At 73.5% G+C, this 13326-nt stretch carries 13 protein-coding genes; 5 read left to right on the forward strand and 8 right to left on the reverse strand.

The features are described from left to right. From pruA to ACFWN3_RS04535, 5 genes are all read right to left on the reverse strand, one after another. A complete protein-coding gene (pruA, locus tag ACFWN3_RS04515) occupies window positions 1-1629 on the reverse strand; it encodes an L-glutamate gamma-semialdehyde dehydrogenase (protein WP_377643841.1) in 1629 nt (542 codons plus the stop codon). A 305-nt stretch (window positions 1630-1934) separates the two neighbouring features. After that, window positions 1935-2366: a DUF6912 family protein gene (locus tag ACFWN3_RS04520; protein ID WP_377643842.1), complete on the reverse strand. Its 432-nt coding sequence runs from the start codon at window positions 2364-2366 to the stop codon at window positions 1935-1937. Window positions 2367-2373: 7 nt separating this feature from the next. Next, window positions 2374-3807, reverse strand: a complete 1434-nt coding sequence (locus tag ACFWN3_RS04525) for a wax ester/triacylglycerol synthase family O-acyltransferase (protein WP_377643843.1) — start codon at window positions 3805-3807, stop codon at window positions 2374-2376. Between the two features lie 12 nt (window positions 3808-3819). Continuing rightward, on the reverse strand, window positions 3820-5181 hold the full coding sequence (locus ACFWN3_RS04530; RefSeq protein ID WP_377643845.1) for a CpaE family protein: 1362 nt from the start codon (window positions 5179-5181) through the stop codon (window positions 3820-3822). After that, entirely contained in the window at window positions 5178-5849 is a 672-nt protein-coding gene (locus tag ACFWN3_RS04535; protein ID WP_377643847.1) for a hypothetical protein, read from the reverse strand. The genes ACFWN3_RS04530 and ACFWN3_RS04535 overlap by 4 nt, the downstream gene beginning before the upstream one ends. 101 nt (window positions 5850-5950) lie before the next feature. On the opposite strand from ACFWN3_RS04535, the gene ACFWN3_RS04540 reads away from it, so the two are divergent. Then, window positions 5951-6181 (forward strand): helix-turn-helix domain-containing protein, encoded by a 231-nt coding sequence (locus ACFWN3_RS04540; protein WP_377643848.1) that lies wholly within the window; start codon window positions 5951-5953, stop codon window positions 6179-6181. Window positions 6182-6195: 14 nt separating this feature from the next. On the opposite strand, the gene ACFWN3_RS04545 is transcribed toward ACFWN3_RS04540, so the two are convergent. After that, window positions 6196-6768 carry a hypothetical protein gene (locus ACFWN3_RS04545; protein WP_377643850.1) on the reverse strand — a complete coding sequence of 191 codons (573 nt, stop codon included), beginning with the start codon at window positions 6766-6768 and terminating at the stop codon, window positions 6196-6198. Window positions 6769-6842: 74 nt separating this feature from the next. On the opposite strand from ACFWN3_RS04545, the gene ACFWN3_RS04550 reads away from it, so the two are divergent. Next, window positions 6843-7679, forward strand: coding sequence for a LysM peptidoglycan-binding domain-containing protein (locus ACFWN3_RS04550; RefSeq protein WP_377643852.1), 837 nt, complete (start codon window positions 6843-6845; stop codon window positions 7677-7679). Then, window positions 7676-8218 carry an Rv3235 family protein gene (locus tag ACFWN3_RS04555; protein ID WP_377643854.1) on the forward strand — a complete coding sequence of 181 codons (543 nt, stop codon included), beginning with the start codon at window positions 7676-7678 and terminating at the stop codon, window positions 8216-8218. The genes ACFWN3_RS04550 and ACFWN3_RS04555 overlap by 4 nt, the downstream gene beginning before the upstream one ends. A gap of 56 nt (window positions 8219-8274) precedes the next feature. Here the strand turns inward: ACFWN3_RS04555 and ACFWN3_RS04560 are convergent, their stop codons facing one another. Beyond that, window positions 8275-8733, reverse strand: coding sequence for a hypothetical protein (locus ACFWN3_RS04560; RefSeq protein WP_377643856.1), 459 nt, complete (start codon window positions 8731-8733; stop codon window positions 8275-8277). Here ACFWN3_RS04560 and ACFWN3_RS04565 point away from each other — a divergent pair. Then, window positions 8720-9025 (forward strand): hypothetical protein, encoded by a 306-nt coding sequence (locus tag ACFWN3_RS04565; protein WP_377643858.1) that lies wholly within the window; start codon window positions 8720-8722, stop codon window positions 9023-9025. The two genes, ACFWN3_RS04560 and ACFWN3_RS04565, sit on opposite strands and share 14 nt — an antisense overlap. A gap of 74 nt (window positions 9026-9099) precedes the next feature. Here ACFWN3_RS04565 and secA read toward each other — a convergent pair whose 3' ends face one another. Next, the gene (gene secA, locus ACFWN3_RS04570) at window positions 9100-11970 is read right to left on the reverse strand and encodes a preprotein translocase subunit SecA (RefSeq protein WP_377643860.1); all 2871 of its coding nucleotides are present in this window, start codon (window positions 11968-11970) and stop codon (window positions 9100-9102) included. 166 nt (window positions 11971-12136) lie between these two features. Between secA and ACFWN3_RS04575 the strand changes: the two genes are divergently transcribed. After that, the gene (locus ACFWN3_RS04575; RefSeq protein ID WP_377643862.1) at window positions 12137-13282 is read left to right on the forward strand and encodes a GNAT family N-acetyltransferase; all 1146 of its coding nucleotides are present in this window, start codon (window positions 12137-12139) and stop codon (window positions 13280-13282) included. Window positions 13283-13326: the final 44 nt, after the last annotated feature.

Here is a 13326-nt window from a genome sequence, read left to right on the forward strand (position 1 = left end):
TCAGCCCATGTGCGGGTAGCCGTGCGCGGTCGGCGGCACGAAGTTCTCCTTGATGGAGCGCACCGACGCCCAGCGCAGGAGGTTCGCCGCCGAGCCGGCCTTGTCGTTGGTGCCCGAGGCCCGGCCACCACCGAACGGCTGCTGCCCGACGACGGCTCCCGTGGGCTTGTCGTTGACGTAGAAGTTCCCCGCCGCGTAGCGCAGGCGGTGCATGGCGTCGGCGATGACGGCGCGGTCCTGCGCGATGACGGCACCGGTCAGCGCGTAGGGCGCGACCGACTCCATCTGGTCGAGCACCTTGTCGTACTGGCGGTCGGGGTAGACGTGCACCGCCAGGATCGGGCCGAAGTACTCGGTGGAGAACATCTCGTCGGTGGGGTCGCTGCTCTCGACGACGGTGGGCCGCACGAAGTACCCGACGGAGTCGTCGTAGGTGCCGCCGGCGACGACGTCGAGGTGGCTCGTCGCGTGGGCCCGGTCGATGGCCTTCCGGTGCTTGGCGAACGCCCTGTCGTCGATGACGGCGCCCATGAAGTGCGACAGGTCGGTGACGTCGCCGACCGAGAGGCCGTTGGTGATCTCGACCAGGTCCTTCTTGATGACCTTCCACACCGAGCGGGGGACGTACGCGCGCGACGCGGCCGAGCACTTCTGGCCCTGGAACTCGAAGGCGCCGCGGATGAGCGCGGTCCGCAGGACGTCGGGGTCGGCGCTCGGGTGGGCGAGGACGAAGTCCTTGCCGCCGGTCTCGCCGACGATGCGCGGGTAGTGGCGGTAGGTCGTGAGGTTGTCGCCGATCTGGCGCCACAGGTGCTGGAACGTCGGAGTGGAGCCGGTGAAGTGGAGCCCGGCGAAGTCGGGGTGGTGGAGCACGACGTCGCTGACCGCGATGCCGTCGCCGGCGACGAGGTTGATGACGCCCGGGGGCATCCCGGCCTCCTCGAGCAGCTCCATCGTCAGCTGGGCCGCGAGCTGCTGGGTGGGCGAGGGCTTCCAGACGACCGTGTTGCCCATGAGCGCCGGGGCCGTGGGGAGGTTGCCCGCGATGGCGGTGAAGTTGAAGGGGGTGACCGCGTAGACGAAGCCCTCGAGCGAACGGTAGTCGCTGCGGTTCCACAGCCCGCGGGAGTTGGCCGGGGGCTGCTCCTCGATGATCTGCCGGGCGAAGTGGACGTTGAAGCGCCAGAAGTCGATGAGCTCGCAGGCGGCGTCGATCTCGGCCTGGTAGGCGGTCTTGCTCTGGCCGAGCATCGTCGCGGCGTTGATCCGGGCGCGCCACGGGCCGGCGAGCAGGTCGGCGGCCTTGAGGAGGATCGCGGCGCGGTCGTCGAAGGCCAGGTCGCGCCACGCGGGGGCGGCGGCGACGGCGGCGTCGACCGCGGCCGTGGCGTCGGCCTTCGTCGCGTTGCGGGTCGTGCCGAGGACCTTGCGGTGCGCGTGCGGCTGGCGGACGTCGATACGCGCGCCCTTGCCGGCGACCCGCTGCCCGCCGATGGTGTGCGGCAGGTCGTGCTTCGTGGAGCCGAGCTCGACGAGGGCCACCTCGAGGGCGGCGCGCTCGGGGCTGCCGGGCGCGTAGTCGAGGACGGTCTCGTTGGTCGGGCTGGGGACGTGGGTCACAGCGTCCATGCGGTGGGGCTCCTCGTTCGGGTCACGACGTCGGGGTCGCCCTCACTCTCCCGCCGGAGGTCGCCGCCACGCAAACCCGCCCACCCGGCCTGCCGCCCGACCGATGCCGTCCTCCGTCGGGTCACCGCCCCACCGATGCCGTCCTCCGTCGGGTCTGCGCCGGACCGATGCCGTCCTCCGTCGGGTCACCGCCGGCCGGAGCCGCACCATCCGACACCCAAGGGGGGTGCGTCCGAGACTGCTCAACCCGCTGGATCGATCGATCCAGCGGGTTGAAGGGTTGCTGACGAGGGTGGTGCGTCGGGTCAGGAGCCGGACGCGAGCGCGCGCACGTCGTCGAGCTCGGTGACGTCGTACCAGAGGAGGTCGGCGACGTCGGTGGCCCCCGGCTCCTCGTCGACGTGGAAGGACACGAACCGTCGGCGCTCCAGCGGAGCCGAGATCTCCACCCGCGACGGGACGTCGGGACTCGTGGGGTGCACGACCGTGGCGGCGTCGACGTCGGCCGACCCGATGACGCGACGCGTGCGGCCGCCGGCCGTCGCGCCGACGGCCTCGTCGGCCGCGGCGAGCCAGGCGGCGTGCTCGAGCTCCTCCTCGTCGGTGGTCAGGCCCGGGCGACCCAGCGCCGAGGTCACGGCATGCGCCGGTCGGGGTGCGGGGCCCACGGCGCCGCCGCCGGCAAGGGCGTCGAGGTCGTCGGTGGTCAGGACGAGGTAGACCCGGGTCAGTGGCACGGCGTCCTCACCGCACCCCGACGCGGGGCGCGTCGAGGAGCTCCTGGAGCGCGTCGACGACCCCGCGGCCGAGGACGTCGGCGTCGGGCATCGCGTCGCGGTCGGCGTAGAGCCCGTAGTAGACACCGCCGTCGTAGGAGGTGAGCCCGATCGACAGGGCCTGGTCGCGGCCGAGCGGCGTCACCGGGTACGTCGAGACCATCCGGGCGCCCGCGGCGTAGAGCGGGGTCTGCGGGCCGGGGACGTTGGTGATGACGACGTTGTAGAGGCGCCGCGAGACCATCCCGCCGAGCCGCGCGCCGAGGGCGTGCATCGTCGGCGGCGCGAACCCGCCGAGCCCGGCGAGGGTGTCGGCGGCGACCGCGCGGCGCGCCCCGCCCTCCATCTGCTGGCGCATGGCGAAGGCGATCTGGTGCAGGCGCATCGAGGGCTTGGACTCCCCCACCGGAAGGTCGACGAAGCACGCGGTCATCTGGGCTCCGGTGGGCGCGTCGCCACCGACGTCGTGCACCGAGACCGGGACCATCGCGCGGATCGAGGTGCCGGGATAGACCGACTCCCCCCGCGTCAGCAGCCACGACCGGAAGGCGCCTGCGACGGTGGCGAGGATGACGTCGTTGACCGACACCTCGTCGGCGAACGAGCCCTGGCCGAGCCGGGCCCGCACGGTGCGGTAGTCCTCGAGGTCGGTGCCGACCATGACGTAGCGGCGGGCCCGGCCGATCGACGCGTTGAGCGGGGATGTCGGCGCGGGGCGGGCGGAGACGCGGGCCACGGTCGAGAGGACGTCACCCGCGACCGACGCGACCTTGCCGAGCGTCTTCTTGACGTCGGCGACGCCGTTCTGGACGGTGTCGACGACCTGGCTGGGGGTGCGGACGGCGTCGGTGACGGCGCCCACGACGAGCTCGACCGCGCTCGGCTCGGGGCGGGCCCGCCACGTCGTGACGATGCCGTCGTTGCCCGCCGGGTTGCCGTCGACGAGCACGTTGCCGATGTCGACGGCGCTGATGCCGTCGACGAGGCTGTGGTGGGTCTTGGTGATGATCGCGAAGCGGTCCTCGGCGAGGCCCTCGACGAGGTAGACCTCCCACAGCGGTCGGCTGCGGTCGAGCGGCCGGGGCTGGATGCGCGCGACGAGCTCCTCGAGCTGCTCGTCGGAGCCCGGACGCGGGAGTGCGCTGCGTCGCACGTGGTAGCTGATGTCGAAGGTCCGGTCGTCGACCCACACCGGGTTCGCGAGGCCGCCGGGGACCGTCTTGATCCGCTGGCGGTACCGCGGCACGTGCGCGATGCGCTCGCTGATGAGGGCGACGAGGCTCTCGTAGTCGAACCCCTCGCTCGGGGCGTCGAAGACCATGACCGACCCGACGTGCATCGGCGTCGTCGCGTCCTCGAGGTGGAGGAAGGACGTGTCGAGCGAGCTCAGCCGGTCTGCCACGGGCCCATCGTGTCAGACCGCGCGCCCCTGCTCGGGCAGGACCGTGTCGGCGGACGGTGACTCCGGTCTCCCCGACCGCTGCCGGTGTCGTCGCTCGCGGCGCCCGGTGCGGGTGCCCGGCGGCGCCATCCCGGGGTCGAGCTCGCCCGCGAGGTCGGTGACGGCCGCGACGAGGGACGAGTGGGGAGCCGACTCGGTGAGCGTGCGACCGGCGAGCAGGGCGGCGTCGCACTCGTCGACCGCCCACGGCAGGAACCGGACCCGCTCCATCCCGGCGAACCGGTCGAGGACCTCGCGGACGGCGCGCTCGGGCCGCGGACCGGCGACCGAGGAGCGCAGCTTGTTGACGACGACCGTCGGCGAGGGTGACGCCACGACGGCCAGCTCCTGCACCGCCCGGACGAGCCGCTGGAGGCCGACCGGGTCGGCCGAGCCCACGACGACGAGCCGGTCGGCGGCCTCGAGCGCCGCGAGGGTGGAGGCGTTGCGCCGCGGGGCGACGGTGTCGTAGCTGAGCTCCTCGTCGTCCTCGATGGCGAAGCCCACGTCGACGACGACGTGCTCAGCGACCCGGCGCGCGAGACGCAGGACGTCCTCGACGGCGGCGCTGCGCAGCTCGGGCCACCGGTCGGCCCGGGGCAGGCCGGTGAGGACGCGCATGCCGGGCAGCACCTCCGGCGCGAGCCGCGCGAGGGCGGGGACGTCGAGGAGGCCCTGCTCGCTCGCCCGGGCGGCCGCGGCGACGCCGGGTGCCTCGTCGACGAGGCCGAGCACCTGGGCGACGGAGGCCCCCCACGTGTCGAGGTCGACGAGGAGGCTGCGCACCCCAGCGGCCGCGAGCACCGCGGCGAGCGTGGTGGCGACGGTGGTGCGTCCGGGGGCTCCCGCGGGTCCCCACACGACGGTGACCGTGCCGGGGAGGACGTCGTCGGCGCGCCTTGGATCCTCCTGCACCGCAGCGGAGTCCGACCGACCGCCGTCACCGAGGAGGTCGAGCCCGGTTCCGACGTGACCGGTCGTCGTCGACCCGGCGAGGGTCGCGAGCGCCGTTCCGACCTCGGGGGCGGTGTCATCGGGATGGAGCAGGGTCGCGACGCCGAGCTGACGCAGCCGCCGCTCGCCCTCGTCGTCGCCGGCACGCACGAGTCCGGCGACGCGGACGCCGTGGCCCGCGAGGTGACGGACGGCGTCGCGGTCGAGGCCGCGCAGGTCGGGCGACACGACGGCCACGCGAGCGAGCCCGGCGGCCCCGACCGACAGGAGCTCGGCGAGGTCGGCGCAGCGCCGGACGAGCGTGACGTCGGCGGCGTCCTCGAGGACCCGGACGAACTGGGCCTCGTCGCGGTGGGTGACCGCGGTGACGACGCTCGTCACGAGGCGGCCGCCGTGACGCCTCCGGGGACCGGGACGAGGGTGATCCGGGCTCCGGCGTCGACGTCGGCGACGAGGCCCTGGACGTCGGCGCGCGGGACCATGACGTGGACGGCGCGGGTGTCGGTGGCTCCGCCGAGCACGGCGTCCTCCCCGGCCACCCGGGCGACGGCGACGCCCTCCAGCGCACGCTCGGGACCGGCATAGGTGGGCGTCCCGACGGTCGTCCCCGCCGTCGGCCGGTTGACGTAGACGTCGACGACCGAGCCCCGGGCCAGCGTGGAGGCCGACGTCGTGTCGACGAGGAGGGCGACCTGCTGGACGTCGACCCGGTCGGGTCCGCCCACCGCCGAGGCCGGGACGAGCTCGCCGGGCCGCAGGTCGCGCAGGGCGAACGTCCGCTCGGGAAGCGGGGAGTCCGCGGCCAGGTACGACGCGGCGCCGTCGCCGAGGAGGACGTCGACGCGCACGAGGTCGGACTCGGTGAGCTGCTGCCCGGGCGCGACCTGGCCGCGGGCGGCCCACACCGGAACCCGGTCGTCGGCGCGGGCGACGACGAGCGCACCCAGGACGGTGGACACGAGCACGAGGAGCACACCGACGACGAGCCGCGAGTCCCGCCACGACGGGCGCCGCAGCCGGGACGCCGTCGGCGTGGGCAGGTCGGTCATGGCGGAGATTCTCGTGGAGGTCGCGCCGACTCGCCTCCGGAGCGGCGGGGCCTGTGGACAACCCCCACGGCGGGCGGACCTGTGGATGGCACACTGACGTCGTGGCCCGCCGCTTCATCCCCCTCACCGAGGTGTCCGAGATCCTCGACATCTCGGCGGCGCAGGCCTACGCCCTGGTCCGCAGCGGTGACCTGCCGGCGATCAAGGTCGGCGGCCGCGGCCAGTGGCGGGTCGAGACGGCCGAGCTCGAGCAGTACATCCAGCGGATGTACGCCGAGACGCGCGACCTCGTCACCGCCCGCACCGACGAGCCGCAGCACGGCGAGGGCTGACGGCGGACGTCGCCTCAGCGACGCGACTCCACGAGGAGGAGCGCCGAGGTGGCCACGGTCGTCACGGCGCTGACGTTCTCGCGTCGCCGCACCGTGCCCTCGGGGTGCTCCGCGAGGTCGAGGTGGTCGGCGCCCACCGCGTCGATCGTGCCGACGAGCGCTGCCTGGACGCCGACGAGGTGGACCGCGACCGTGGCCCGGTCGCGGGACAGGGCCCGCAGGGCGGAGCCGAGGCCGAACCGACGCGCCGAGGCCGCCACGTCCCCGCCTCGGCTCGGCGGCCCCTCGGGACCCGGGACGGCGTGGCGGGTGACGGCGGCGAGCACGGACAGGGGCACGAGGACGTCGCGCCCCGCGGTCCGCAGCAGCATCCACCCGTCGCCGAGGTCGGCCAGCTCTCCCTCGAGCCGGCGCCCCCCGACGAGGCCGATCGTGACCGACGAGCCTGGTAGCTGCGCGAGCCGGTCGGCGAGGGGGACGAGGGCCCGCTCACGCCGGGTGCGCTCGGCGACCTCGTCGTCGAGCTCGCGTCGTTCCCCCGCGGCGAGCTGGCCCTCGAGGTCGGCGAACAGGCGGTCCCAGCGCATCTCTCCCCCTCCGTCGTCCACAGCCTAGGACGCTGCCGTTGCGGCCGTCGGCGCCCAGGTCTAGCGTCCAGTGCATGCAAATCGCATCAAACACCATCAAACGACTGTTCATCAGCCTGCGTCCCGCGGTGGCCGTAGTCGGGGGCGTCGCGCTCACCCTCGCCCTGGCGCGGGTCACCGCGGACCTCGCCGGGCGCCTGGCGGCAGGGGTGCCCGTCCGCGCCGACGAGCTCCTCGTCATGGTGGTCGCCGGGGCGGCGGGGGCGGTCTCGGCCTGGCTGGCGACGGTCGTCGCGGTGTCGGCGCTGACCGGGGTCCCGGGGGTGGTCGGCCGGGTCGCAGGGGGCCTGGCCGAGCTCGTCGCCCCGGCGGCGCTGCGACGGGTCGTCGCGGTGTCGCTCGGTCTCACCGTCGCAGCGGGTGCCGTCCCGGGTGGGTCCGTCGCCGCGGCGCCGCGAGGTCCTGCCGTCGTGGCCATCGAGCGGCCCGGCCCGTCGTTCCGGCCGCTCCCCGACCCCGGGTGGTCCTCCCCCGGGCTCGGGCGGCCCGCGCGGGACCTCGGGCGGCACCAGCCCGACCTCGGGACGTCCGGGGTCGGCGGCGGAGCCGACGACGTCGTCCCGGACCCGGGCTGGGTGCCGACCGCCCCGGTCGTGCGGCCGCAGCCCGACCTGCGGGTCCTCGCCCCGACCCGCCCGGCGCCGACGCACCAGGTCGCCGAGGTGGTCGTCCGGCGTGGCGACACGCTGTGGTCGATCGCGGCCCGCCGGCTCGGGGCCGACGCGTCGGAGGCGGAGGTGGCCGCGGCGTGGCCGCGGTGGTTCGCGGCCAACCGCGACGTCGTCGGCGCCGATCCCGACCTCCTGCTCCCGGGACAGGTGCTGCGCGCTCCCGAGGCGGCCGCGTCGTGAGCGCCGGGGTCCTCCACGTGGCGCCGCGCCCGCGCCTGCTTCCACCGGCGCTCCCCCTCGACGAGGCCGTGCGCCGTGCGCGCCAGCAGCGCGAGGAGCGGCTGGGCACCCGCGGCTACGTCCAGGACGCCCTCGCCGTCGACTTCGCCGCGGCCTCCGACGACCAGGTGTTCGGGCCGCAGCGCACCGTCAGCGCCGACCTGCCCGACCCCGCGCGCTGGGCCGCGCGGATCACCCTCGCCGTCCTCGAGGTGATGACCGGGGTGCGGCCGCCGACCCAGGTCCTGCGCTGGACGACCCCCGAGGTCTATGCCGTGCTGGCCCGGCGCAGTGCCCGGGTCGGGCGCCGGATGGCGGAGGGCAGGGCCCCGCGGGCCCGACAGCGCATGGTCATCCAGCGGGTGCGTGTCTGCGAACCGGCCGACGGGGTCGCCGAGGTGGCGCTCGTCGTGCGCCACGGGCCGCGCGTGCGTGCGGTCGCGGTGCGGCTCGTCGGCCAGGACGGCAAATGGAAGATCGGGGCACTCCAGGTCGGGTGAGCGCCCCGGCCCACGGCAGGCCGCCCGCGAGCCGCCGCGGCTCGGCCCGACGCGACCTACCGGATCTGGACCTCGATCCGCTTGGCCGCGAGCGCCGTCATGACGCCGAGCGCGTCGAGGGCGTCGTCCTTCTGGTTCGCGATGACCCAGATGCTGCTGATGAGGTCCTGCTCGGCGAACACCGAGTGGCAGACCTCGTGGTCCTTCGACGAGTGCATGCACCACGCCTGCGCCGCGAGCGCCTCCGGCACCTTGGGCAGCGTCACCGGCGCGACCTTGGTGTACGTCGTGCCGCCGGCGCTGTACTCCGTGCACGTCACGGCCTTCTTCACCTCGCCGACGATGTCCTCGGCGATGCCGTCGGGGTAGGCCACGACCGTCTGGTCGACGATGGCGCCCTCCCCCAGCCAGCGGCCGTGGTGGCCGGTCACCTGCCGGGACTCCGAGGGCAGGAACGGCTCACAGCTCTCGAACCAGTCCCACTTCTTCTCCTCGGGGGCCATGTCGACCTTCATCCCGATCTTCTCGAAGGCGTCGTCGGGCAGCAGGGCCTTCTTCGTCGCCGAGGACGCGCGCTTCTTCGCCTCCCCGCTGTCGGCCGGGCTCGCCGACGGGCTGGCCGACGCACTCGCCGAACCCGTGGCCGAACCGCTCGCCGACGGCGCCCCGCCACCCTCCTCGGTCGCCGACCCGCACCCCGCGACCGCCCCGACCCCCACCAGCGCTGCCACCGCGACCGTCCTCGCCCACGACCTCATGACCCCACCCCTTCCCCCCCACACGGTGTGGGTCAGGAGCGCACCGTAGCGCCGTGACCGGGACGCACGGGAGCCCCGTTGCGGACTTTCGCAACGGGGCTCCCGGTGTCCTGACCTGCGGCGTCAGCGCCGGCCGTGGCACATCTTGAACTTCTTGCCCGAGCCGCAGGGGCACGGGGCGTTGCGCGGCGTGCTCGAGAGCTGCTCGTCGGTCAGCCTCGCCTTCGCGGTCGGCGTGCCCTCGTCGCGCTCCTCGACGCCTCCGGTCTCGCTGGGCGCCGAGTAGTGGAGCGCGCGGGCGCGGGGGCGCTCGACCCCGACGCCGAACACGTCGACCTTGGGGTGCCCGTCGGTCTCGCGGGTCTCCGGCTCCTCGGCCACCGCGACGTCGCCCTCGGCGATCGCGGGCGCGGCGCCGGACATGGCACCGAGCATCTGGGAGACGTGCATCGGCTCGACGGCCGGGGCGGCCGGCTCGGGGGCGTCGACCTGGACGTCGACGTGGAAGAGCAGCCCGACCGACTCCTCCTTGACGGCCTCGTTCATCGTGTTCCAGAGGGCGAAGCCCTCGCGCTGGTACTCGACGAGCGGGTCGCGCTGGGCCATCGCCCGCAGGCCGATGCCCTCTTGGAGGTAGTCCATCTCGTAGAGGTGCTCGCGCCACTTGCGGTCCAGGACCGAGAGCATGACCCGCCGCTCGACCTCGCGCATGACGTCCTCGCCGAGCGCCCTCTCGCGCTCGTCGTAGGCGTGGTGCGCGTCGGAGAGCAGCTCCTCCTTGAGCTTGTCGGCCGTGAGCCCCGTCCGGCCGCCCGCCGCCGACTCGACCTGGTCGGGCGTGATCGACACGGGGTAGATCGCACGAAGGGCACCCCAGAGGCGCTCGAGGTTCCAGTCCTCGGGGAAGCCCTCGGCCGTCTCGGCGTCGACGTAGCCCTCGATGACGTCGTTGACGAAGAAGCGCAGCTGCTCGTGGAGGTCCTCGCCCTCGAGGACGCGGCGGCGCTCGTCGTAGATGACGGTGCGCTGGCGGTTGAGGACGTCGTCGTACTTGAGGACGTTCTTGCGGATCTCGAAGTTCTGCGCCTCGACCTGCGCCTGCGCCGACTGGATCGAGCGGGAGACGAGCTTGGACTCGATCGGCTGGTCGTCCTCGAGCTTCGCGGTCGTCATGACGCGGTCGACGAGGCCGGCGTTGAACAGCCGCATGAGGTGGTCCTCGAGCGAGAGGTAGAACCGCGACTCGCCGGGGTCGCCCTGGCGGCCGGAACGACCACGCAGCTGGTTGTCGATGCGGCGCGACTCGTGGCGCTCGGTGCCGAGGACGTACAGGCCACCGAGCTCGGTGACCTCCTCGTGCTCGGCCGCCACGTCGGCCTCGGCCGCGGCCAGCGCCTCGTCCCACGCCGCCTCGTACTCCTCGGGCGTCTCGTGGGAGTCCAGGCCGCGCGCCTTGAGGTCGGCGACGGCGCGGAACTCGGGGTTGCCACCGAGCATGATGTCGGTGCCTCGACCGGCCATGTTCGTCGCGACGGTGACGCCGCCCTTGCGACCGGCGTCGGCGACGATGGCCGCCTCGCGCTCGTGGTGCTTGGCGTTGAGGACCTCGTGCGGGACGCCGCGGCGGCGGAGCTGGTCGGACAGGTACTCGGACTTCTCGACCGAGACCGTGCCGACGAGGACGGGCTGGCCCTTCTCGTGGCGCTCGACGATGTCGTCGACGACCGCCTTGTACTTGGCCTCCTCGGTCCGGTAGACGAGGTCGGCCTGGTCGATGCGGATCATCGAGCGGTTCGTCGGGATCGGCACGACGCCCAGCTTGTAGATCGAGTTGAGCTCGGCGGCCTCGGTCATGGCCGTACCGGTCATGCCCGAGAGCTTGTCGTACATGCGGAAGAAGTTCTGGAGGGTGATCGTCGCGAGGGTCTGGTTCTCGTTCTGGATCTCCACCCCCTCCTTGGCCTCGATGGCCTGGTGCATGCCCTCGTTGTAGCGCCGGCCGGCGAGCATGCGCCCGGTGTGCTCGTCGACGATGAGGACCTCGCCGTTGAGGACGACGTAGTCCTTGTCGCGCTGGAAGAGCTCCTTGGCCTTGATGGCGTTGTTGAGGTAGCCGATGAGCGGGGTGTTCGCCGACTCGTAGAGGTTCTCGATGCCGAGGTGGTCCTCGACCTTGTCGATGCCGCGCTCGAGGACGCCGACGGTGCGCTTCTTCTCGTCGACCTCGTAGTCGCCCTCGCCCGACTCGAGCTCGCCGCGCTCGAGGCGCTGCACCATCCGGGCGAACTCCTGGTACCACTTCGTCGGCTGGTCGGCCGGCCCCGAGATGATGAGGGGCGTGCGCGCCTCGTCGATGAGGATGGAGTCGACCTCGTCGACGATGGCGAAGTGGTGCTCGCGCTGGACCAGCTCGGCCGTCGACCACGCCATGTTGTCGCGCAGGTAGTCGAAGCCGAACTCGTTGTTCGTGCCGTAGGTGATGTCCTTGGCGTACTCGGCGCGCCGCTGCTCGGGCGTCATCGAGGCGAGGATGCAGCCGGTCTCGAGCCCGAGGAAGCGGTGCACGCGGCCCATGAGCTCGGACTGGTACTCGGCGAGGTAGTCGTTGACCGTGATGACGTGCACGCCCTTGCCCGTGAGGGCGTTGAGGTAGCTCGGCAGGGTCGCGACGAGGGTCTTGCCCTCACCGGTCTTCATCTCGGCGACGTTGCCCATGTGGAGGGCGGCCCCACCCATGATCTGGACGTCGAAGTGCCGCTTGCCGAGGGTGCGCTTGCTCGCCTCGCGGACGGCCGCGAACGCCTCCGGGAGGAGGTCGTCGAGGGTCTCGCCGTCGGCGAGGCGCGCCTTGAACTTGTCGGTCTCGGCGCGCAGCTCGGCGTCGGTGAGCTTCTCGAAGTCGTCCTCGATCGCGTTGACCTGCGCCGCGATGTTGTCGAGCCTCTTGAGGGTCCGCCCCTCACCGGCGCGCAACAGCTTCTCGACGATCTTCACGAGTGGAACTCCCTTGGCGTGACTGACGGCGGTCTCTCGACCGGACCTGCCTAGGGTAGTCGAGCGCCCGGTGGCCCACCGCAGTCGGCCGACCACCGCAGGGCTCCAACGTCGCGCCCGGCGGGGTGAGTTCCCTGGAGGCCCTGGCCGGTGGTTGGGTTGGGGAATGACCGGTCAGTCGTACCCGGACTGCGTCCCCGAGCTCACCGACGGCGTCGTCCTCCTGCGTGCCCACCGCCTCGAGGACGTCCCGCGCATCGTCGAGCAGTGCTCCGACCCCGAGACGCTGCACTGGACCACGGTGCCGCGGCCGTACAGCCCCGGCGAGGGCCGGGCCTACCTCGCGCTCATCGAGCGGCAGTGGGCCGACCCCGAGGGAGAGCGCTTCTGGGTGGTCACCGACGCGACCGACCCCGAGGGTGCCTACCTCGGGACCATCGACCTGCGGCCGCGCGGTGGTGGGGCCGCCGAGACCGGCTTCGGCCTCCACCCCGGGGGCCGGGGGCGCGGCCTCATGGCCGGCGCCCTGCGGCTCGCCGCGCGCTGGTGGTTCACCGAGCGCGAGGGCGTGCGGGTCCACTGGGCCGCGGTCCGCGGGCACAGCGCCTCGTGGCGGGTGGCGTGGGCGTGCGGCTTCACCCACCACGGCACGATCCCGCAGCTCATGGCCAACCCGGACGACCCCTTCGCCCCGGCCTCCGACATGTGGCGAGCGAGCCTCGGGGCCGACGACCCGATGGAGCCGCGCACGCCCTGGGAGGAGCCACCGGTCCTGACGACCGACGACGCGGGCGGCCTGGTGCTCCGCCCGTGGCGCGACTCGGACGTCGCGTCGCTCGAGCCCCGCGACCAGCCCGCCCACCACATGCCGGCCCGCGGCGTCCTCGACGCCGACACGTTCCCCGAGTGGCTGACGACCCGCCGGGAGCGCATGTCGCAGGGCACGATGCTCAGCTGGTGCGTCGCCGACGCGGCCGCCGACACCGCCCTCGGCGAGGTCCTCGTGTTCGTCGTCGAGGGCACGCTCGACGACGACACGGCCGAGCTCGGGTACCAGGTGCTCCCGAGCGCCCGGCGTCGCGGGGTGGCCCGGGCCGCCGCCACCGCGCTCGCCCGGCACGCCCTGCTCCCCCGCGAGGCCGGTGGCATGGGCCTGCGCCGCCTCGTCGCCCAGACGGCCGAGGACAACGTCGGCAGCAACCGGGTCCTCGACGGCATCGGCTTCACCATCTGGGGCCGCGAGACCGCCGCCGACGTCCTGCCGACCGGCGCCACGGTCGACTCCCTCCACTGGGAGCTCCTCGCCGAGTGAACGACGACGCCCCGGCTCGAGGAGCCGGGGCGTCGGTCGTGGCG

Origin of the sequence: Oryzobacter terrae (genome assembly GCF_042756445.1) — a bacterium.
Taxonomy (GTDB): domain Bacteria; phylum Actinomycetota; class Actinomycetes; order Actinomycetales; family Dermatophilaceae; genus Oryzobacter; species Oryzobacter terrae.

What these genes read in the sequence shown, in the direction of transcription:
- pruA (WP_377643841.1), bottom strand. Translation starts at nt 1,629, where the DNA reads ATGGACGCTGTGACCCACGTCCCCAGCCCGACCAACGAGACCGTCCTC.
- ACFWN3_RS04535 (WP_377643847.1), bottom strand. Translation starts at nt 5,849, where the DNA reads ATGACCGACCTGCCCACGCCGACGGCGTCCCGGCTGCGGCGCCCGTCG.
- ACFWN3_RS04545 (WP_377643850.1), bottom strand. Translation starts at nt 6,768, where the DNA reads ATGCGCTGGGACCGCCTGTTCGCCGACCTCGAGGGCCAGCTCGCCGCG.
- ACFWN3_RS04550 (WP_377643852.1), top strand. Translation starts at nt 6,843, where the DNA reads ATGCAAATCGCATCAAACACCATCAAACGACTGTTCATCAGCCTGCGT.
- ACFWN3_RS04565 (WP_377643858.1), top strand. Translation starts at nt 8,720, where the DNA reads ATGTCGACCTTCATCCCGATCTTCTCGAAGGCGTCGTCGGGCAGCAGG.
- ACFWN3_RS04560 (WP_377643856.1), bottom strand. Translation starts at nt 8,733, where the DNA reads ATGAAGGTCGACATGGCCCCCGAGGAGAAGAAGTGGGACTGGTTCGAG.
- ACFWN3_RS04575 (WP_377643862.1), top strand. Translation starts at nt 12,137, where the DNA reads ATGACCGGTCAGTCGTACCCGGACTGCGTCCCCGAGCTCACCGACGGC.